Source organism: Cupriavidus sp. 2TAF22 (genome assembly GCF_052115045.1).
Classification (GTDB): domain Bacteria; phylum Pseudomonadota; class Gammaproteobacteria; order Burkholderiales; family Burkholderiaceae; genus Cupriavidus.
The window spans coordinates 338,221-358,771 of the sequence record NZ_JBFRFX010000001.1; the positions used below are offsets into that span (position 1 = coordinate 338,221).

19 protein-coding genes are annotated in these 20,551 nt (G+C 68.8%); 10 read left to right on the top strand and 9 right to left on the bottom strand.

Annotation, left to right across the window (positions count from 1 at the left end):
• The first annotated feature begins 52 nt into the window (after positions 1-52).
• Positions 53-2,506: a penicillin-binding protein 1A gene (locus AB4Z48_RS01475; protein ID WP_441612049.1), complete on the top strand. Its 2,454-nt coding sequence runs from the start codon at positions 53-55 to the stop codon at positions 2,504-2,506.
• 133 nt (positions 2,507-2,639) lie between these two features.
• Here the strand turns inward: AB4Z48_RS01475 and AB4Z48_RS01480 are convergent, their stop codons facing one another.
• The 7 genes from AB4Z48_RS01480 to AB4Z48_RS01510 all read right to left on the bottom strand — a co-directional run bounded on the left by AB4Z48_RS01480 (position 2,640) and on the right by AB4Z48_RS01510 (position 9,620).
• Positions 2,640-3,296 (bottom strand): PPC domain-containing DNA-binding protein, encoded by a 657-nt coding sequence (locus AB4Z48_RS01480; RefSeq protein ID WP_441612050.1) that lies wholly within the window; start codon positions 3,294-3,296, stop codon positions 2,640-2,642.
• A gap of 141 nt (positions 3,297-3,437) precedes the next feature.
• Positions 3,438-4,718: a TRAP transporter large permease gene (locus AB4Z48_RS01485; RefSeq protein ID WP_441612051.1), complete on the bottom strand. Its 1,281-nt coding sequence runs from the start codon at positions 4,716-4,718 to the stop codon at positions 3,438-3,440.
• A 16-nt stretch (positions 4,719-4,734) separates the two neighbouring features.
• Positions 4,735-5,271, bottom strand: coding sequence for a TRAP transporter small permease (locus AB4Z48_RS01490; RefSeq protein ID WP_441612052.1), 537 nt, complete (start codon positions 5,269-5,271; stop codon positions 4,735-4,737).
• Positions 5,272-5,314: 43 nt separating this feature from the next.
• Positions 5,315-6,265 carry an amidohydrolase family protein gene (locus tag AB4Z48_RS01495; RefSeq protein WP_441612053.1) on the bottom strand — a complete coding sequence of 317 codons (951 nt, stop codon included), beginning with the start codon at positions 6,263-6,265 and terminating at the stop codon, positions 5,315-5,317.
• Between the two features lie 8 nt (positions 6,266-6,273).
• Positions 6,274-7,281 (bottom strand): DctP family TRAP transporter solute-binding subunit, encoded by a 1,008-nt coding sequence (locus AB4Z48_RS01500; RefSeq protein WP_441612054.1) that lies wholly within the window; start codon positions 7,279-7,281, stop codon positions 6,274-6,276.
• Between the two features lie 147 nt (positions 7,282-7,428).
• The gene (locus AB4Z48_RS01505) at positions 7,429-8,400 is read right to left on the bottom strand and encodes a Bug family tripartite tricarboxylate transporter substrate binding protein (RefSeq protein WP_441612055.1); all 972 of its coding nucleotides are present in this window, start codon (positions 8,398-8,400) and stop codon (positions 7,429-7,431) included.
• Between the two features lie 80 nt (positions 8,401-8,480).
• Positions 8,481-9,620, bottom strand: a complete 1,140-nt coding sequence (locus AB4Z48_RS01510) for an iron-containing alcohol dehydrogenase (protein WP_441612056.1) — start codon at positions 9,618-9,620, stop codon at positions 8,481-8,483.
• A 359-nt stretch (positions 9,621-9,979) separates the two neighbouring features.
• Between AB4Z48_RS01510 and AB4Z48_RS01515 the strand changes: the two genes are divergently transcribed.
• The 5 genes from AB4Z48_RS01515 (at position 9,980) to AB4Z48_RS01535 (ending at position 14,563) form a co-directional block, all read left to right on the top strand.
• Positions 9,980-10,759, top strand: a complete 780-nt coding sequence (locus AB4Z48_RS01515; RefSeq protein ID WP_441612057.1) for an enoyl-CoA hydratase-related protein — start codon at positions 9,980-9,982, stop codon at positions 10,757-10,759.
• Positions 10,760-10,848: 89 nt separating this feature from the next.
• Positions 10,849-12,087, top strand: coding sequence for a CaiB/BaiF CoA transferase family protein (locus AB4Z48_RS01520; protein WP_441612058.1), 1,239 nt, complete (start codon positions 10,849-10,851; stop codon positions 12,085-12,087).
• A 69-nt stretch (positions 12,088-12,156) separates the two neighbouring features.
• Positions 12,157-13,164 (top strand): tripartite tricarboxylate transporter substrate binding protein, encoded by a 1,008-nt coding sequence (locus tag AB4Z48_RS01525; protein WP_441612059.1) that lies wholly within the window; start codon positions 12,157-12,159, stop codon positions 13,162-13,164.
• A 2-nt stretch (positions 13,165-13,166) separates the two neighbouring features.
• Positions 13,167-14,078, top strand: a complete 912-nt coding sequence (locus AB4Z48_RS01530) for an amidohydrolase family protein (RefSeq protein WP_441612060.1) — start codon at positions 13,167-13,169, stop codon at positions 14,076-14,078.
• 62 nt (positions 14,079-14,140) lie between these two features.
• A complete protein-coding gene (locus tag AB4Z48_RS01535; RefSeq protein ID WP_441612061.1) occupies positions 14,141-14,563 on the top strand; it encodes a thioesterase family protein in 423 nt (140 codons plus the stop codon).
• Positions 14,564-14,586: 23 nt separating this feature from the next.
• Here AB4Z48_RS01535 and AB4Z48_RS01540 read toward each other — a convergent pair whose 3' ends face one another.
• Both AB4Z48_RS01540 and AB4Z48_RS01545 read right to left on the bottom strand, forming a co-directional pair.
• The gene (locus AB4Z48_RS01540; RefSeq protein WP_441612062.1) at positions 14,587-15,510 is read right to left on the bottom strand and encodes a transcriptional regulator GcvA; all 924 of its coding nucleotides are present in this window, start codon (positions 15,508-15,510) and stop codon (positions 14,587-14,589) included.
• A gap of 267 nt (positions 15,511-15,777) precedes the next feature.
• Positions 15,778-16,671, bottom strand: coding sequence for an alpha/beta fold hydrolase (locus AB4Z48_RS01545; protein WP_441612063.1), 894 nt, complete (start codon positions 16,669-16,671; stop codon positions 15,778-15,780).
• A gap of 120 nt (positions 16,672-16,791) precedes the next feature.
• On the opposite strand from AB4Z48_RS01545, the gene AB4Z48_RS01550 reads away from it, so the two are divergent.
• The 4 genes from AB4Z48_RS01550 (at position 16,792) to AB4Z48_RS01565 (ending at position 20,522) form a co-directional block, all read left to right on the top strand.
• Positions 16,792-17,685, top strand: coding sequence for a LysR family transcriptional regulator (locus AB4Z48_RS01550; RefSeq protein ID WP_441612064.1), 894 nt, complete (start codon positions 16,792-16,794; stop codon positions 17,683-17,685).
• A gap of 316 nt (positions 17,686-18,001) precedes the next feature.
• On the top strand, positions 18,002-18,676 hold the full coding sequence (locus AB4Z48_RS01555) for a CDP-alcohol phosphatidyltransferase family protein (RefSeq protein WP_441612065.1): 675 nt from the start codon (positions 18,002-18,004) through the stop codon (positions 18,674-18,676).
• Positions 18,673-19,500 (top strand): 2OG-Fe(II) oxygenase family protein, encoded by an 828-nt coding sequence (locus tag AB4Z48_RS01560; protein WP_441612066.1) that lies wholly within the window; start codon positions 18,673-18,675, stop codon positions 19,498-19,500. The genes AB4Z48_RS01555 and AB4Z48_RS01560 overlap by 4 nt, the downstream gene beginning before the upstream one ends.
• Entirely contained in the window at positions 19,497-20,522 is a 1,026-nt protein-coding gene (locus AB4Z48_RS01565; protein ID WP_441612067.1) for an HpnL family protein, read from the top strand. Before AB4Z48_RS01560 ends, AB4Z48_RS01565 begins: the two co-directional genes overlap by 4 nt.
• The last annotated feature ends 29 nt before the right edge of the window (positions 20,523-20,551 follow it).

A 20,551-nucleotide genomic window follows, 5' to 3' on the forward strand; every position in this document is an offset into this window, starting at 1 on the left:
CGGCGGGCCGGCCGCGCGCCGGGCCGCGCCGCCGTCCAATGCTGCTTGCTTCATGAATCCGGACCAGATCAAAACCTTTGCCGCCGAGCGCCTTGCCCGACTGCGCCGCCCCACGCGGCGCGGCGTGCTCAAGGCAATTGCCGCCGTGCCGCTGCTGTTCCTGTTGTACGTGCTGGTGCTGGTGCCGTTCACGCCGGGCATCAGCGATATCCGCAAGGCCAAGTCCGACCAGCCCGCGCAGGTGCTGTCCGCCGATGGCAAGGAGCTGGCCGTGTACCGGTGGGCCAACCGCGAATGGGTCCGCCTGGCCGATATCTCGCCCAATGTGACCACCGCGCTGATCGCCACCGAGGATCATCGCTTCTACCAGCATTTCGGGCTGGACTGGCGGCGGCTCGGCTCGGCCGCGCTGCACACGTTCTCCGGCGACCGCCAGGGCGGCTCCACCATCACCCAGCAGCTCGCGCGCAATCTCTATCCCGACGAGATCGGCCGTGCCCCCACGCTCACGCGCAAGCTCAAGGAAGCCGTCACCGCGCTGAAGATCGAAGCCCTCTATACCAAGGACGAGATCCTCGAGACCTATCTCAACACCGTGCCGTTTCTCTACAACGCCTACGGCATCGAGATGGCGGCGCGCACGTATTTCGACAAGTCGGCGGGCAAGCTCGACGTGCTGGAAAGCGCCACGCTGATCGGCATGCTCAAGGGCAATAGCTACTACAACCCGGTCATCAATCCCGAGCGGGCGCTGCAGCGGCGCAATATCGTGCTGGCGCAGATGGTCAAGTACGAGAAGCTGGAGCCGGCCCGGTTCGAGCAGCTGAAGAAGCGGCCGCTGCGCATCGATTTCGAACGGCAGACCGAGCCGCCCGGCCCGGCCCCGCACTTCGCCCAGCAGCTGCGCAAATGGCTGATCAACTGGGCCGACCGCAACGACTACAACATCTATACCGACGGGCTGGTGGTGCGCACCACCATCGATTCGCGCCTGCAGGCGCTGGCCAGCCAGGCCGTGACGCGCCAGGGCAACCAGCTGCAGGGCATCGCCGATGCCGCCTGGGCGCCCCGCTCGGGCTGGGCCGCCAACCGCGAGCTGGTGCAGGCCTTCGTGCGCGAAACGCCGGAATACCGCGCCGCGCGCGAGGCCGGGCAGCCCGCCGACGCGGCCATGAAGACCCTGTTGGCGGACAGCGCGTTCATGCAGGCGCTGCGCCAGACCAAGACCCGCGTCCAGGCCGGTTTCCTGGCGCTGGACCCGCGCAGCGGCGAGATCAAGGCCTGGGTGGGCAGCCGCGATTTCAGCCAGGACGCCTTCGACCACGTGCAGCAGGCCCAGCGCCAGCCGGGCTCCACCTTCAAGCCCTTCGTCTACGGCGCAGCCTTCCAGCAGGGCGCCAGCCCCGACGACACCTTTGTCGACCAGGCCGTGGCAATCCCGCTGGCCGGCGGCGAAGTGTGGCGGCCCTCCGACGACGGCCCGCCGAGCGGGCGCGCCATGAGCCTGCGCGACGGCCTGGTGTACTCCAAGAACACCATCACCGCGCAACTGATGCAGACCGTCGGGCCGGACAAGGTGGCCAGGCTCGCGCGCGCCATGGGCGTGCGGCAAAGCCGGCTCGAAACCGTGCCGTCGCTGGCGCTCGGTACCAGCCCCGTCACGCTCAAGGAAATGGTCGCGGCCTACGGCACCATCGCCAACCAGGGCGCCTATCTAGAGCCGGTGATGGTCACCCGCATCGAAGACCGCAAGGGCGAAGTGCTCGAGACCTTCCGCCACGCTTCGCCCGAGCAGGCGCTGCCGGTCGCCACCGTGCAGACGCTGCTCGATGTCATGCGCGGCGTGATCGATCGCGGCACCGGCAGCAGCATCCGCACGCGCTTTGGCATCCGCGCCGACGTGGCGGGCAAGACCGGCACCACGCAGGACAACGCCGACGGCTGGTTCATCCTGATGCACCCGCAACTGGTGGCGGGCGCCTGGGTCGGCTTCAACGACAGCCGCGTGACGCTGCGCAGCGACTACTGGGGGCAGGGCGCGCACAGCGCACTGCCCATGGTGGGCGATTTCTTCCAGCGCTCGCTGCGCGCCCGCGTGATCGACGCCAACGTGCGCTTCGTCGAACAGGAGCAGACGGGATTCTGGGACACGCTCACCGGCACCGTGCGCGGCTGGTACCAGCGCCTGTTCGGCGCGGCGCCCAAGCCCGCGGCACCGCCGCCGCCGCCGCGCCGCGCGCCGCGCCCCACTGTTGCCGCCGAAGCCACGCCGGCGGCCAGTGATGCCAGCGTGGCAGCCGCCGCGCCGTCAGCCGGCGATGGCGGCCTGCCGTATGCGGGAGATGCCTCGGCGGCGGTGCCGGCACCGGCGTCGGCCGGCTTGCCCGCGGCGCCGCCGGCAAGTGCGCCGGCAGCCGCGCCCGCGCCGGGTTTGCCTGCCGCCGTGCTGGCGCCGGCGCAGAATGGCGGGACGGCCAGCGAAGGCGGTCCGCCACAGGCGCAATAGAGGCCCCGGTGGGGCCACCGGCGCCCACGGTCACGGAGCAGGGCGAGGCCGCGGCGATAGCTGATGAATATGGCCTTCGCGGCGTATCCGGAGCTGGCCCGGACGGGCGCCCGGCCAGCTCCGTTTCAACTGGCTACAGCCCCAGCACATTGGCCCCGATGCGCGGATCGATGGCGCGCTCGAGCTGCTGGGGATAGACCGTGACCGTCACCTCGAGCGAGCCGGTGCCGACCTCCATCGACAGGATGTGGCCGCCATAGGTGTCGAACTTGCTGTCGCCGGCGACGCCGTGTGCGTGGATCGACGGCTTGCCGTCCTTCCATGCCAGGCTGCCGACGATGCTGGCCATTTCCACGTTGCGGAAGGTCCTGGGGTTGAAGGCTTTCTTGTCCGCGTCCCAGAAGCCGAAGGTCACGTTGGTAAAGCCGATCGCGCTGAGGCTGGCGCTGGGCACGCGTTCGCAGATGGCAAAGGCTTCGATCTGCTCGAAGACGTTGTCGCCCATGCGCAGCACCAGCAGGTAGCCGGTCGGGGTCTTGATGTAGCGCTTGACGCTGGCGCTCGGGTAGGTGGGGTTCTGGGCCGTGGCTTGCGCCGCGGCGCATTCGCTCGACTGGGCGCTGGCGGGCGCGGCCGCCAGGCCAAGCGCAATGACGCCACCGGCCGCGAGGGCCTTGCCGAGCCGTGCGAGGCGGCGCCCAAGCGGGGCCGGCGCCGCGGCCTTGTCCATGGTTTTGTCCACGGCCTTGCCCGCGGTCTGCTTCATGTCTTTGATCATGGCTTCGTTCATCTCTGTCTCCGTCTTCGTTGTGTAAGGCTTCGTTGTGTAAGTGGTTGGTTTCGGTCAGGTCTCGAATCCGGGGTGTCGGATCAATTCGTCTTCGTTTCCGCCTGTGTGGCCGCCTTCGCTGGCATCGTGTCGCCGAGATCCCTAGCGCAGCCAGCTCGCCGGCACCAGGATGAGCTGCGGGAACAGCACGAACAGGAACATCAGCGTCGTCAGCGACAGCAGGAACGGCCACACGCCCGAGATCACGCTGTCCAGGCTGGCGCGCGACGTCCCCGCCACCACGTTGAGCACGGTGCCCACCGGCGGGGTCAGCAGCCCGATGGCGTTGTTGAGGATGAACATCACGCCGAAGTACACCGGGTCGATGCCGGCCTTGGTGATCACCGGCATCAGGATCGGCGTCATGATCAACACGGTCGGCATGAGATCCAGCGCCGTGCCGACGATGATCACCAGCACCATGATCACGAACATCAGCAGGATCTTGTTGTCGATGAAAGGATCGAGCAGCGCGGTCACCTGCGCCGGGATATTGGCGATGGTGATCAGCCACGCCGAGACCAGCGCGCAGGCCACCAGGAACAGCACGGTGCTGGAGGTCTTGGTGGCGGTGACGATCAGCCGCGGCAGCGCGCGCAGGTCCAGTTCGCCGTACACGAAGCGGCCCACCGCCATGGCGTAGACCACCGCCACGACGGCCGCCTCGGTGGGCGTGAAGGCCCCGATCTTCATGCCGCCGATGATCACCACCGGCAGCACCAGCGCCCACACCCCATCCATCAGCGCGCGCAGCAGGCGGCGCAGCTCGAAGCGCTGCGTGGCGGCGGCCGCCTTGTCCTTGCGCGCGCAGACGTACCACGTGGCGGTCAGCGTCAGCGCCATCATGGCGCCGGGCGCGATGCCGGCCAGGAACAGCTTGGTGATCGATACCTGCGCCACCACGCCGAACACCACGATGGCGATCGACGGCGGAATCACCGGCGCGATGATCCCGCCCGCCGCGATCAGGCCGGCCGAGCGCGGCACGTTATAGCCGGCCTTGCGCATCATCGGGATCAGCAGGGCCGCCACCGCGGCGGTGTCCGCCACCGCCGAGCCGGAGATGCTGGCCACCACGGTGGCGGCGATGATCGCGACATAGCCGAGCCCGCCGCGCACATGGCCCACGGCGGCTTCCGCCACCTTGACGATGCGGGTGGACAGCCCGCCCGCGTTCATCAGCTCGCCGGCCAGCATGAAGAACGGCACCGCCATGAGCGGATAGTTGTTCACGCCTTCGAGCATGTTCTGCGCGATGATCTGCGTGTCGAAGTTGCCCAGGTGCATCATCAGCGCGATGCCGGAGACGAGCAGTGAGAATGCGATCGGCATGCCGAGCGCCATGGCGCCGAGCAGCGAGCCGACGAATACAACGATGGTCATGACAGTCTCCAGGGGGTCATTCGCCGCTAGCGCCGGATTCCGGCACCAGTTCCGCGCTGGGCATGCGCCCGCTGAGCAGGCGCCACAGCGAGTGCGCCAGCAGCCCGGCCATGCCCACGCTGCTGAACAGCAGGCAGGCGTACACCAGGCCGATGGGCACGCCCGTTACCGGGGCCATGTCGTCCATGCCGATCACCACCAGCTTCCACGCGCCGTTGGCGAGCAGCAGGCAGCAGGCCAGCGCACCCAGGTCGGAGAGGAAGCGGCACAGTCGCTGGCCGGGCTCGCCGAGCCGTGACACCACGGTGGACATGCCGAGGTGGGCCTTGTCGCGCATCACCAGCAGCGCGCCGGTCAGGGTCAGCCACATGAAGACGAAGCGCGAGGCTTCCTCGGAAAACGCGATGCCCGAGTTGAAGGCGTAGCGCAGCACCACATTGGCAAATACCAGCACGATCATCACGGCCATCATGGCCACCATCGCGCCTTCCGCCGTCCGCACGAAGGCGCGGGTGACGGCGGGTTCTTCCGTTTCTGTCGTTGTATCGATCATGGCTTGTCTCGCTGAATTGTTGTCTGGCGATGCGGTGCCGGCGCTATGGCGCGGCTTGCGCCAGCTGCATCGACACCTCGGCGCGGTAGAAGCGCAGCGCGTTGCCGCGCCAGACCGCATCCGCCGCCGTGGCATCCAGCCCGCGCAGCGCTTCGGCCACCGTCGCAACCACTTCCCCCAGGCCCGCGCGCAGGCCCGACACCGGCAGGTTGCTGGCGAACATGCAGCGCTGCCAGCCGAAGATGTCCAGGGCCTGACGGATGACCCGCACGTTGCCGGCGCGGTCCCACGGCGCGCCGGGCAGTCCGAATTCGGACAGCTTCACGTGCACGTCCGGCAGGCGCGCCAGCGCCTCCATGCCGCGGCGCCATGCCGCGAGTCCCTGCTCGGAGCGGTCCCACGGCAGTCCGGTGTGTTCCAGCACCACGCGCAGCCCCGGGAACATCGCCACCGCATCGGCCGCTTCGTGCAGGTGCCAGAACGGCACGCGCAGATCCCATGAGAGCCCGTGCTCGGCCAGCAGCCGCAGGCCTTCGAGCCAGCGCGCGTCCTGCAAGGTGCCGGGCTGCCCGCGTACGCTCAGGTCGGCGCGTGCGCTGGTGCGCGGCTTGCACCGCACGCCGCGCACCAGCGGGAAGGCGGCCTGCGCCAGCAGGCGCTGCTCCAGCTCGGCGCCGTTGAAATCCACATGCGCCACGATGGCGTTGGGCAAGCCGTGCACGGCATGGATGCGGTGTAGCCAGCCGGTCTCGGCGAGGGACTCGGCGGGATGGCGTTCGGCTTCGACGTGGATGGTGGCCGCCAGGGGCAGCCCCGCCCACTGCGCCAGGTAGGCTTCCGGGCCGAAGTCGGTGCGCAGCGCGCTGTAATCGCCCAGGAAGAAGGCTTGCGCGTCGTAGCGTTCCTGCAGCCACGGGTAGCGCGCATCGTCGCCGAGCCGCCAGAGGTGATGGTGGGCGTCGACGATGGCCGACGGCAGGGTCAGGTTGTCCATGAGCGGTCTCAGCGCTGGCCGTCGATGGCGCGCAGCACGGCGTCGCCGTTCTTCTGCACGTAGAGCTGGCGCGTCTCTTCCTTGACGATCTTCCTGATGCTCGCCACGTCCGGATGCTCGTTGACCTGCATGCCCTTGGCGCGCAGTTGCGCGATGGCGGCCGCTTCGTTGTCGGCATTGAGCTTGCGCTGGTAGGTGGCGGCCGCGGCGGCCTCCTCGAGCAGGATCTTCTGGTATTCGGGCTTGAGCGAATCGAACTTCGCCTTGTTCATCAGCACCACCAGCGCGGTGTAGGCATGGCGCGTCAGCGAGAGGTACTTCTGCACTTCGAACATCTTGGACGAAAGCATCAGCGTGGGCGGGTTCTCCTGGCCGTCCACCGCGCCCGATTCCAGCGCGCCGAAGACCTCGGCGAACGGCATTGGCTGCGGGCTCGCGCCCAGCAACTGGAACGCCTTGATGTGGGACGGGTTGGGCGTGGTGCGGATCTTCAGGCCGCGGATATCGTCGGCCTTGCTGATCTGGCGCTTGTTGTTGCCCAGGCTGCGAAAGCCGATCTCCCAGAACGCCAGGCCCTTGATCTGGTGCGCGCCGAGTTCGTCCAGCAGCCCGCGCCCGACCGCGCCGTCCAGCGTGCGGTAAGCCTGCGGGCCATCGTCGAACTGATAGGGCAGGTCCAGCGCGTTGAGCTTGGGCACCAGGCCGGTGACGAAGGGGTTGCCGGTAGCGCCGATGTCGATGGTGCCGCTGCGGATGCCCGTGACCAGCGTGGTGTCGTTGCCGAGCTGGCTGTTGGCGAAGACCTGGATCTCGATCGCGCCCTGCGTGCGCTCCTTGACCTTCTTGCTGAACGACAGCGCGGCGAGGTGCTGGGAATCGGTCTCCGGCACGGTGTGGGCGAAGCGCAGCCTGATGGGCGATTGCGCGGCCGCGATGCTGGCTGCGCCGGCGAGCAATGCGGCCAGCACGGTATGCGAAATGGCGCGCGAGATTGCGCGCGAGATTGCGTGTCTCATGGTGTCTCCTAGGGATGGTTTGGATGGCGTGCCCGGGTGCATCCCGGGTCTTGCCGGATGGCGCGCGGCGCTCAGGCGGGCGGGACGGGCGGGGGGCGCGCGGCGGCCGCCGTCAGCGCCTGCTCCGGGGTGGTGCGGCGGTGCATGTCAGACCTTCACCTTGGCCTCTTTGACCACCTTGGCCCACTTGGTGGTCTCTGCGGAGATAAACGAAGCAAAGCGGTCGGCGCTGCCGCCACCGTCCTCGGCCCCGAACCCGGCGAGCTTGTCCGCGACCTCGGGCATCGCCAGCACGTTGTTCATGTCCGCGTTCATCTTCTGCACCATGGCGGGCGGCATGCGTGCCGGGCCCACCAGCCCGTACCAGGTGCTGGCATCGAAGCCGGGGAAGCCGGATTCGGCCACGGTCGGCACGCCGGGGAAGCTCTTCGCGCGCGTGGGCCGGGTCTGCGCGATGGCCGTCAGCTTGCCGCCCTGGATCTGCGGCGTGGCCGAGGTCATGGTCTCGAAGCTGAAATCGATCTGGCCGCCGATCAGGTCGGTCAGCATCGGCGCGGAGCCGCGGTAGGGCACATGCAGCGCGTCCACGCCGGCGCGCAGCTTGAACAGCTCCAGCGCCAGGTGCTGGGCCGCGCCGGCCCCTGACGAGCCGAAGGTGACCTTGCCCGGGCGCTTGCGGCACTGGTCGATCACGTCGTTGAGCGTCCTGGCGCCTTCGTGCGGGCTGCAGATCAGCAGGTTGGGCGTGACGCCCACCAGCATGATGGGCGTGAAGTCGCGCTCGACCACGTAGCCGAGCTTGGGGTACAGGCTGGGCGCGATGGCGTGGTTGCTGATGTTGGTCATCAGCAGCGTGGTGCCATCGGCCGGCTGCTTGGCGGTGTACTCCGCGGCGATCACGCCGGCCGCGCCGGCCCGGTTTTCCACGATCACCGAGGTGTGCCACATCTCGCCCAGCTTGTTGGCGATCACGCGCGCCATCACATCGGTGCCGCCGCCGGGCGGAAAGCCGACCACGATGCGGACCGGGCCGGCGGGCATCGCCTGCGCGAACGCCAGGGGCGAGGCCAGCGTGGCGGCGCCGGCCGCGGCTGCGGTGAGGAAGGTCCTGCGATGCATGTTGTCTCCAGTCTGTTTTTTTTATCGGACTGCTATGGACTGCGATGGACTGCGTTGGCCCGTGCGCGCCGCCGCCGTGCCTACATTGCCTCGTGCAGCATGGCCGCGTATTCGTCCGCGCTGGCCAGGCGTGGATTGGTCTTGTGGCAGTGGTCGGCCAGCGCGCCCTCGACGATGCGCGGGAACAGGGCAGGCGTGACGCCCAGTTCCGCCAGGCCCGACGGCAGGCCCAGGCGCCGGTTCATCGCGTCGATGGCCGGGCCGATCGACCCGGGGCCGTCGAGCTGCATGGCCTGCGCCATGCGCTCCAGGCGCTGCTCGCCGCGCACCGACGGCGCGGCCGCGTTGAAGCGGATCACCGCGGGCAGCAGGATCGCGTTGAGCGTGCCGTGGTGCAGCGACGGATCCAGCCCGCCCAGCGAATGGCTCAGGCTGTGCACGCAGCCCAGTCCCTTCTGGAAGGCCAGCGCGCCCTGCATCGAGGCGCTCATCATGTTGAGCCGCGCGGTACGGTCTTGCGGCTGCGCCGTCGCCGTCTCGATATGCATCCAGGCACGCCGCAGCCCGTCCAGCGCGATGCCGTCGGCCGGCGGGTTGAACGCCGGCGCCAGGAAGGTCTCGATGCAATGGGCGATGGCATCCATGCCGGTGGCCGCGGTCAGTTTCGGCGGCAGGCCGAAGGTCAGTTCGGGGTCGCAGATGGCCACGCGCGGCACCAGGTAGGGCGACAGCACGCCGACCTTGCGCCCGTCGTCGAGGATCAGCACCGCGCCGCGGCCCACTTCGCTGCCGGTGCCGGCGGTGGTGGGCACGGCGATCAGCGGCGCGGTGGCCGCAGTGATGCGGGCCGTGCCGCCCTCGATGGCGGCGAAGGTCTTGAGCGGGCCTTCGTGCGTGGCGCAGACCGCCACGCCCTTGGCCAGGTCGATCGGCGAGCCGCCGCCCACCGCGATGATGCCGTCGCAGCGGTGCTCGACGAACAGCGCCACGGCCTCGCGCATGGCGCGTTCGGTGGGGTTGGACGGGGTGCCGTCGAAGACCACGGCGCCGGCGCCGGCGGGCAGTTGCGCCAGCACGCGCTCCAGGATGCCGGCCGCCTTGACGCCGGCGTCCGTGACGACCAGCGGCCGGGCGATGCCGATGCGCTCGCATTCCTGCTGCAGCAGCGCGATCGCGCCGAAATCGATCTGGATCTGGGTGATGTAGTTGATGAGGGCCATCTTGTCTCTGTCTCCATGCGGGATTTGCTTCTTGCCGCTTCGCCGGGCAGCGCGGGCCGGGGCGCCGTAGCGCGTGCGCCGCTGCCGGAAGCTGCATTGGTGACGAAGTCTAGGAACAAGCCGCCAGCGCGACAACGTGGATTTACTTGAAGGCACCCCAAGTTTTTCTCATAGCCGTGGCGCTTGCCGCGCCCCGCGCACCACCCCTAGTTTTTCTTGAAATGGCGCTGAGTTTTTCTCGTTTGGCGCGCGCGGGGCCAGACCCTAGACTTCCGCAGGTCGAGAGGCTTCCCCGATCCTGCCCGTGCGGCAGGTGCCCACCCACCATAAGCAGATCCTGAGCGAGACACAGGCGCACCATGAGACAAGCCATCCTGATCGAGTACGACGAGCGCGTTGCCACCATCACGCTGAACAACCCCGAAAAGCTGAACGCGCTCGACCTGGGCATGTGGCAGGGCCTGACCGAGGCGATGCAGGCGCTCTCGGCCAACGACGAGCTGCGCTGCATCGTGCTGCGCGGCGCGGGAGACAAGGCCTTCGCCGCCGGCGCCGATATCGAGGAGTTCACCCGCATGCGCTCCAACGCCGCGCAGGCCGAAGGATATGCACAGATCACGCACGCGGCGATGGAGGCCATTGCCGGCAGCCGCCATCCGACCATCGCCCTGATCCAGGGCGCCTGCGTGGGCGGCGGCCTGGAGATTGCGTCGATGTGCGATATGCGCATCTGCGGCGAATCGAGCCGCTTCGGCGTGCCGGTCAACCGGCTGGGGCTGGTCATGTCGTATGGCGAGCTCGGCGGCCTGATGGCGCTGGCCGGCCCCGCGGCAGCGCTGGAGATCGTGCTGGAGGGGCGCGTGTTCGGCGCCGCCGAGGCACTGGAAAAGCGCCTGGTCAACCGCGTGGTGCCCGACGCCGAAGTGCCGGCCGAAGCGTACGCGACGGCGCGCCGCATCAGCCAGGGCGCGCCACTGGTGGCGCGCTGGCACAAGAAGTTCGTGCGGCGCCTGCTGAACCCGGCACCGCTGGGCGCCGAAGAGCATGCCGAGGCCTATGCCTGCTTCGATACCGAGGACTTCCGCATCGGCTACCGGGCCTTCGTCGGGAAGGCGAAGCCGGCCTTCGTGGGCCGCTGACACGATCGTCAGCCCGCCCGCGCACTTCTTTCACTCCGACGCCACCAGCCCGAACCGCGGGCGGCCGTCACCAAGCCACAAGGTTTCCAATGAATTTGCCGTTGTCGAAAATCAAGGTCCTGGATGTCAGCCAGATCATGGCCGGTCCTTTCTGCTGCATGCTGCTGGGCGACATGGGCGCCGACGTGATCAAGGTGGAGACACCGGGCGTGGGCGACCAGACCCGCAAGGCCATGGGCTTCCGGCTCAAGGGCGAGGATAGCGGCGGCTTCCTCGCGCTCAACCGCAACAAGCGCAGCGTGGAGATCGACCTGAAGAACCCGGCCGGGCTGGAGGCCTTCTACGAGCTGGTGCGCGGCGCCGACGTGCTGGTGGAAAACAACCGCCCGGGCGTGGCCGCCCGGCTGAAGATCGACTACCCGGTGCTGCGCGAGATCAACCCGCGCCTGGTCTATGCCAGCATTTCCGGCTTCGGGCAGACCGGGCCGTGGTCGCGCCGGCCGGGGCTGGACCTGATCGCGCAGGCGATGTCCGGCGTGATGAGCGTGATGGGGCACCCCGACGCCGCGCCGGTCAAGTCGAGCGTGCCGATCGCCGATCTCGGCGCCGGGCTGTTCTGTGCCTACGGCATCCTGAGCGCGGTGATCGGGCGCGAGCACACCGGGCAGGGGCAATATGTGGACGCCTCGCTGTTCGAGACCGCGCTGGGCTTGTCGGTGTGGGAATCGGCGGAGTATTGGGGCACCGGCACGGTGCCGGTGCCGATCGGCAGCGCCAACCGCATGAGCGCGCCTTACCAGGCCGTGCGCGCGTCGGATCGCCATTTCGTGATCGGCGCGGCCAACCCGAAGCTGTGGACCGCGCTGTGCGAGGTGATCGAACGCCCCGACCTGCTGCAGGACGCGCGCTTTACCGACAACGCGGCGCGCATCCGCAACCGCGATATGCTGATTGGCGAGATCGAAGGGGAGTTCGCGCGGCACCCGGCGGCGCACTGGGTGGACGCGTTGCTGGCGGCCGGCGTGCCGGCCGCGCCGATCCTGAACTACGACGAAGCGCTGGTGAGCGAGCAGGCGGTCGCGCGCGAGATGGTGCTGGAGATCGACCATCCGGTGGAAGGCCGCGTGAAGGCGCTCGGGTTTCCCGTTAAGCTTGGCGGTACGCCGCAGCAGGTCAGGTATCCGGCACCGTTGCTCGGGCAGCACACGCAGCAGGTGCTGGCGGAGTTCGGGCTCGACGAGATGGCGATCCAGGCACTGCGCGAACGCGGGGCGTTCGGCCAGGCCGCCGCGCCGCAGGCGCCGCCCCTGGAGCGCCGCGCCGGCTGACCGGCGCATCCGGCAAGCATCCGGCAAGCATTCAGAAAGACAAGACAAGACATCACGGAGACAACCATCATGAAGTTCCATTCACAGCCGTGGCGCATGGCGGCGCTGGCCGCGTTCGCCACCAGTGCCGCGCTCGGCGTCATCGCAACCGCGTGGTCCGGCAATGCCGCGGCCGCCGCGCAGGCCGACGCCTATCCCAACCACCGCATCGAGCTGATCGTGCCCTGGCAGGCCGGCGGCGGCGCCGACGTGGTCGCGCGCGCCTTGTCGGCGGCGGCGGCCAAGCACCTGTCGCAGCCGCTGGTGGTCATCAACAAGCCGGGCGCCACCGGCGCGGTCGGCCTGGGCGAGGTGGTGCACGCCAAGCCGGACGGCTACAAGCTGGTGCTGTCGTCGAGTGAGCTGACCTTTCTCAACTACCTCGGGCTGGCCAAGTTCACCTACCAGGACCTGGTGCCGATCGCGCGGCTGAACGCCGATCCCGCGGCGGTGGTGGTGCGCGCCGATGCGCCCTATGCCACGCTGGAGCAATTCATCGCCGAAGCCCGCAAGCCGGATTCGAACGTGCGCGTGGGCAACGCCGGGCAGGGCTCGACCTGGCACATGGCCGCCGCCGCGCTGGCCGAGAAGACCGGCGCCAGGTTCAACCACATCCCGTATCCCGGCGGCGCCCCGGCCACCATGGCGCTGCTCGGCGGCCATATCGACGCGGTGACCGTGAGCACGGCCGAGGTCGCCACCTACGTGGCCGCGGGCAAGCTCAAGGTGCTGGCGGTGATGGCCGACAAGCGCGTCGCCGGCTACGAGAACGTACCGACCCTCAAGGAGCGCAATATCGACCTGTCGATGGGCATCTGGCGTGGCATCTCGGCACCCAAGGGCACGCCGCCGGAAGTCATCAATGTGCTCAAGGTCGCGGTGGCCAAGTCGGTGCAGGAGCCGATCATGCGCCAGACGCTGGAGAAGCTGCATTTCAGCACTGATACCTATGCCGACGACGTGACGCTGCAGGCCGTGATGGCCAGGGAATCGGCGCAATACAAACAACTCGCCAGCCGCATCGCGGTCAAGGAGTAGCGATGCCCGGCCTTCGCTTCGACCAGCCCTTCGTCGATGCCCATCACCACTTCTGGGACCTGGGCGCCAATCCCTACCCGTGGCTGCAGGGCGAGGAGGTGAAAGGGTTTCGCTACGGCGATTACTCCGCCCTGAAGCGGAACTACCTGCCGGAGGATTTCGCGCGCGACACGCAGGGCTGCGCGCCCGCCATGTCGGTGCACGTGGAAGCCGAGTGGGCGCGCGCGAATCCGGTGGACGAGACCGCCTGGCTCACCACGCTGGCGCAGGAGGTGGGACGGCCAACGGCGCTGGTCGCGCACGCGCAGCTCGACCGCGCCGACGTGGAGGCCATCCTCGCCGCGCAGGCCGCCTTTCCCATGGTGCGCGGCATCCGCCAGAAGCCCGTGACCAGCACCACGCACGCAGGCGCCGCGCGCGGGATGGCGGGATCGATGGACGACGAGCGCTGGCGCCAGGGCTACGCATTGCTGGCTCGCCACGGCATGTCCTACGACCTGCAGGCGCCCTGGTGGAACCTCGACCAGGCCGCCGCGCTGGCGCGCGATTTCCCCGCGACGCAGATCATCCTCAACCATACGGGCCTGCCTTCGGACCGCAGTGAAGCCGGACTGGCGGGCTGGCGCGCGGCGCTGGCCGCGCTCGCCGCGCAGCCCAACGTGGCGGTAAAGATCTCGGGGCTGGGCCTGCTCGGGCGGCCGTGGACGGCGGCGGACAACGTGCCGGTGATCCGCGATGCCATCGCGATCTTCGGCACCGCGCGCTGCATGTTCGCGAGCAACTATCCGGTGGACAGCCTGGTGGCCCGCTACGACACCATTCTCGCCGGCTTCCTCGAAGCGATCGAGATCTACCCGCGGCACGAGCAGCGCGGGCTGCTGCACGACAACGCGGTACGCATCTACCGGCTCTGAGCAGCCATGGGCGGCGCCGCGCAGGTGCCGCCACGCATGCCCGGCCACAACTGGAAAACGAAATGAAGAACAGCCTGATTGCCGGCGCGGCGACGTCGCGCACCCTGACCGTAGACCGCCCCCGCACCATCGACTTCCTTGGCGAGGCGCTGCGCATCTACGCCACGCCCGAGCTGGTCCGCGACATCGAGCAGACCTGCCTGGACTTCCTGGCGGACTATGCGCAAGCCGGCGAGAGCTCGGTCGGCACCGAGGTCTCGGTCCGGCACAGCGGCGCCACCCTGCTCGGCGGCGAGGTGACGATCCGGGCCGAAGTGAGCGCGGTGGATGGCCGCAGCGTTACCTTCCGCGTTTCGGCCAGGGACGGTATCGAGGAGATCTGCACCGGCACCCACAGCCGCTTCGTGGTGAACGTGGACAAGCTGCGCGCGCGGGTGGAGGCCAAGGCGGCGCACGGCAGGGAGCAGGCGGGCGCGGCGCGGTAGCCGCGGGAAAAAGCCGCGGGAGTTCAGGCGTGCGGCGCTTCGGCGCCGGCGGCCACTTCGGCGCGCAGCCAGTCCAGGAAGGTGACGATGCGCGGATCGTTCAGGCGATCCTCGGGGAACACCACGAAGTAGGAGAACTCCACCGGCAGCCTGATCTGTTCGAACAGGCGCACCAGGCGGCCCTGGCGCAGGTCTTCCTCGACCCAGTTCTTCTTGACCAGCGCCACGCCGAGGCCGCTGATGGCGGCGTTGATGACCAGGTGGCTCGGCCAGAACGAGGGGCCGCGCGTGGCATCGACATCGGTCACGCCGGCGTGGCTGAGCCACATGGCCCAGTCGGGGTTGCTGACGTCGGTGTAGGTGCTGTCGTCGTGCAGCAGCGTATGCAGGCGCAGGTCGGCGGGCTCCCTGAGCGGCCGGCTGCCGGCCAGCAGCCCGGGGCTGCAGACCGGGATCACCTCGACCGACAGGCACAGCTCCGAATGCAGGCCCGGGTAGACGCCGCGCCCGTAGCGGATGGCCAGGTCGAAATCGTCGCGGTCGAAGTTGATGGCGTGGTTCGAGGTCGAGACCTTGAGGTCGATCTCGGGGTGCTCCTTCATGAAGCGGTCCATGCGCGGGATCAGCCATTTGACGGCGAACGTCGGCGGCATGTTGACCTTCAGCGCCGGCAGGTCCTTGCTATGCAGGCGCAGGGTGGCGTCGGCAAGCTGCTTGAAGGCCTGCTGCACGCTCGGCAGGTAGGCCATGCCCGCGGGCGTGAGCACCAGCGACTTGGCCTCGCGCAGGAACAGCTGCACGCCGAGGCTTTCTTCCAGCGTCTTGATCTGGTGGCTGACCGCGGACGGCGTGACGAACAGCTCGTCGGCGGCGCGGGTGAAGCTCAGATGCCTGGCCGCAACCTCGAAAGCTCGCAGAGGATTCAGAGGAGGCATTTGTCGCGACATGCGGGTATTTCCAACGAATACGAAAGGCAGCGGATCGGAATGAGCGGCGCCGGCATGAGCGAACAGGGATGCGCGAACAGCGATGCGCGGATCAGGACGCTGGCGTGCCGCGGACACCGGCCGGCAGTGCCGGCCATGGGCAGGCAAAGCCAAGTTCGGCAGACTAGCAGTTAGCGCTCGCCGATGGAATAGGGAAGAGTCCGGACAGGCGCGATGCGTGACCGGACCTGGGCGGCAGGCAGGAGGCGCCCGGCCCGGTGCGGGCGTTCAGCCCGGCTGCCGGCAGAAGCGCAGGATGGCCTCGGCGACGGCCGCGGGCGCTTCGCGCTGCGGGAAATGGCCGACGCCGTCCAGCACCTGCCGTACGTAGCGCCCGGAGAAGAACGCCTCTTTGCCTTCGGAGCTGGCGGGCTGGTTGCAGGTATCGCGGCCCCCATGCAGGACCAGCGTGGGCACCGCCAGCACCGGCGCGGGTTGCAAGGCCTGCTCGTCCCCTGCATAGGCCGGATCGCCGGCGGCAAAGCCCCAGCGGTGGCGGTAGGAATGCAGCACGACTGCCGCCCAGTCGGGATTGTCGAAGGCCGCCGCGGCCTCTTCGAAATCGGCCTCCTGGTACCAGCCCGGTGGCGACCATGTGTCCCACATCAGGCGCGCGAAGGCGCGCCGGTCCTCCTCGACGCTGCGCTGCCCGCGCGGCGTGGCCATGTACCAGTGGTACCAGTAATTGCGCGCCTGCTGCAGCGAAATGGCTTGCTGCGGATCGTTGGTGCCATAGCCGACCGACAGCATCGCCAGGTGCGAACCCGCCCGCTGCCGCAGGCCGAAGGCATTGGCGACCGCGCGCGCTCCCCAGTCGTGCCCGACCAGCACCGGGTCCCGCAGCGACAGCGTGTCGATGAATTCGAGCAGGTCGCGCCCGAGCGCCGCCAGCTGGCCGCTGCGCATGGTGGCCGCGTCGCGGAAGCGGGTCGGGCCGAAGCCGCGCAGCGCCGGGCACAGCACGCGGAAATCCGCGTGGGCGAGTTCGGCCGCGACGCCGCGCCAGCTCTCCGGGCTGTCCGGCCAGCCATGAACGAGCACTGCCGTGCGCTTGCCGCGCGGGTTCCATTCGAGGTAGCCGGTTTCCAGCATGCTGGTGGCGGCAAATTGATAGGCGGTCATCGCGCGACGCTCCTTTTCGGGGCAGTGGACATGGCTTGACGATAGCATCGGCGTACTTCGTGATTCGTGATGTATTGGATATGATTATGAATATTTAAAGATGAATTGGTGGTGTGACCCATGGACTCCATGCCGGCTTCGGCGGCGGCCAGCCTCGACATTGGCCTGTTGCGGACCTACCTCGCCGTGGTGGATTGCGGCGGCTTCGCGCTGGCGGCCGAGTCGCTGAGCCTGACGCCTTCGGCCGTCAGCGGCCATGTCAAGCGGCTCGAGCAGGCCGCCGGCGCCGTGCTGCTGGAGAGGACGACGCGCAGCTTCACGCTGACCCAGGCCGGAGAGCTGTTGTACGCCTACGCGCGCAATATCGTCGCGCTGGAGCAGGAGGTGCGCGCGCGGCTGCACGGCGCGCCGGCGCGCGGGCGCCTGCGCATCGGCAGCTCGGAGGACTTCGCCGGCACCTGGCTGCCGCGCATGCTGCAGGTATTCCGGCGCGGGCATCCCGGTGTCTCGGTGGAGCTGAAGGTCGGTGTCACGGCCGACCTGCTGCGCCAGCAGGAGCGGGGGCGGCTCGATATCGTGTTCGGCAAGCAATGCTCGCGCACGACGGGCGGCGAGCTGCTGTGGGAGGAAGAACTGGTGTGGGTCTATGCCGCCGCGGAGCCCTTCGACCCGGAATCCGAAGTGCCGCTGGCGGCCTTCCCCGAGCCGTGCGTCTATCGGGAGTCGGCGGTGGCGGCGCTGACGCGGGTGGGGCGGCCCTGGCACGTGGCCTTCGAGAGCAGCAGCATGGCGGGGTGCCTGTCGGCGGCGCGCGCGGGCTTCGCGGTGACGCCGGTGGCGCGCAGCCAGGTCCGGGAGGGCCTGCGCGTGCTCGATTCGCGCGACCGCATGCCGGCGCTGCCCAAGGCGCGCTTCTACGCCTTCGTGCGCGAAGGAGCGCCCGCCGCCCGCACGCTGACGGACGCCGTGCGCGATGCCGGCCGCCAGCACCGCTTCGGCGAGACCAGGGGGTGATAGCGGTGACGCGGGTCCCGGCCGGTCGTCGCGCGACCGGCGCGCGGCCTGTTCGGTGTGACTTTTTCGGCATGCCGAGGCCGGGCGGTGCCGCGTAAGCAGGGCAGGCGCCGCCTGCGCCGGCAGGGCGGGTGTGCCGATGCGTGTCACATCGCTTACCATAGCGGTTTGGCCAGCGTTATCCGCATCCACCTTACGTGGCGCCGACGCCCCGCCGGCTTGCGCTCCCGCAATGCAGGGCGGGTGGCGTCGCGCTGGTATTCGGGCCTTGCGGCAGCGATGGGGTAGCTTGCGCTGCCCACTGTATCTATTCCAGATGAACGACAATCCAAAGATTTCCCGTGGCGAGCCTCCCGCGCCAAGTACCTGGGACGGCCGCCTTGCGCGCGCGCTCGTGCGCCCGCTGAAGGACTCCTGGATCACACCGAACCACCTCACCACCGTGCGCCTGCTGATCGGCCTGGCGGGTGTCGCCTGCCTGATGCAGGGCGGCTATGCCTGGACCAACTACGGCGCCTTCCTGATCGTGCTGTCCAATTTCGTCGATCACACGGACGGAGAGTTGGCGCGAATTAGCGGGAAATCCAGCAAGATCGGCCATTTTTACGACCTCGCCAGCGATGCGGTCATCACCGTGCTGCTGTTCGTCGGGATGGGCGTGGCGATCACCGGGCTGGCGCCGGCGGGCGCGTTCTCGCCGGTGCTGCAGGGTACGCTGGCGGGCCTGGCGGTCGCGCTGATCTTCTTCTTGCGCATGCGCATCGAGTCCGCGGTCGGCAAGAGCGGCACCAAGCAGGCGTCCGTGGCCGGCTTCGAGACCGAAGACGTGCTGTACCTGCTGCCGCTGGTGACCCTGACCGGTGGCATCGCACCGTTCCTGACCGTCGCGTCGATCGGCGCCCCGCTGTTCGCGGTGCTGGTGCTGATCGACTACTGGCGGGTGATGCGCAAGGTGCGCATGGCCGCGACTCATATCCGAGGAACGCGATGAGCGAGCAAGCCAACGACATCACCCTGGACGCGCCGCGAGCCGTGGCGTCGCCGGCGCCGCGCAAGGGCACGCCCGCGCGGCCCGATCCGGATGCCAGCGTGGCAGGGCAGACCGCCCGCCTGGACAACGCCGGCCTGCGCGCCGATTTCGAGCGCCAGGGCGCCTTCCTGAACCTGCAGGAATTCCTCGCGCCGGAAGTCACCGAGCAACTGGTGGCCAGCGCCCGCGCGCTGATGCCCGAGATCAACCGCAATTACCTGCCGGGCCACAAGCAGGGCGGCAGCGTCAGCCGCCACACCATCGACGAGAAGGCCCCGTTCATCGCCGAGCTGTACCGTTCGAAGGCGCTGATCTCCTGGCTCGAGCAGATGTGCGGCGACAAACTGCTGCCCTCGCCGGATTCCGACCCGCATGCGTATGCGCTGTACTACTACACGCGCCCGGGCGACCACATCGGCTGGCACTACGACACCTCCTACTACGACGGCCGCCGCTACACGCTGCTGCTGGGCGTGATCGACGAGTCCTCCTGCCGGCTGGACTACGAACTGCATACGCGCAACCCCGACGTGCCCGATGAGCCGGGCACCGTGCAGATCGCCCCGGGGGGGCTGGTGTTCTTCGATGGCGACAAGCTGCGCCACCGCATCACGCCGGCGGGCCCCGACGAGATCCGCGTCTCGCTGACCTTCGAGTACGTCACCGATCCGGGCATGCGCCCGTGGCTGCGCTTTATCTCCAACATGAAGGACGCGGTGGCCTATTTCGGTTTCCGCCAGGTGTTCAGGAACCTGATGTCCGGCAAGAAGAAGCCACGCGCATGACCCGTGCTGCAATGATCCTGCTGTCGGTCGGCGTGGCGCTGTTTGTCGCGCTGCTGGCCTGGCAGGGCTTCGGTTCCGTCGTGTCGACGCTGATGTCGGCGGGCTGGGGCCTGGCGCTGGTCGCCGCCTTCCATCTGCTGCCGCTGGCGCTGGACGCCGCCGCCATCCGCGTGCTGTTCGAGCGTGACGACCATTGCAGCCTGCGCGACACGCTGCTGGCGCGCTGGGCGGGCGAGTCGGTCAACAGCCTGCTGCCGGCCGGGCAGATCGGTGGCCCCGTGCTGATGGTGCGCTACCTGGCGCAGCGCGGCACGCGCATGCGCGATGCCGCCGCCGCCATTACGGTCAGCACCACCATGCAGGCGCTCGCGCAGATGGTGTTCGCCTTCGCCGGGCTGGCGCTGTTCGGCCTGTACGGCGGGCAGGATGCGCTGTCCGACCTGCGCACGCCCACCCTGATCGTCACCGCCGTGCTCGGACTGTGCATCGTCGGCTTCTATTTCGTGCAGAAGCGCGGCCTGTTCGGCCGCGTGCTGCGCGTGCTGTCCCGGCTGTTCGGCAAGCGCGACTGGAGCGGCCTGACCACGCGCGCCGACGCGGTGGACATGGCCGTGCAAGACATGTACCGCGACCGCGCCAGGGTGGCCAAGAGCTTCGTGCTGAGCCTGGCCGGCTGGGTGGTCGGCACCGGCGAAGTCTGGCTGGCCCTGCATTTCCTCGGCCACCCGGTGAGCTGGGTGGAGGCGCTGCTGCTGGAGAGCGTGGGGCAGGCCATCCGCGGCGCCGCGTTCGCCATCCCTGGTTCGCTGGGCGCGCAGGAAGGCGGCTACCTGCTGCTGGCGCCCATCGTGGGCCTGCCGCCGGATGCGGCGCTGGCCCTTTCGCTGGCCAAGCGCGCCCGCGAGATCGGCCTCGGTGCGCCGGGGCTGCTGTATTTGCATTTGAGTGAAAGAAGTTTCCAGCGACGGCGTGCCGCGGCCAGCACCACCAGTGCGGCCAGTGGGCAGGCCACTACCGATTGACCGAAGCTATTTGCATGGGTGCGGAGAAA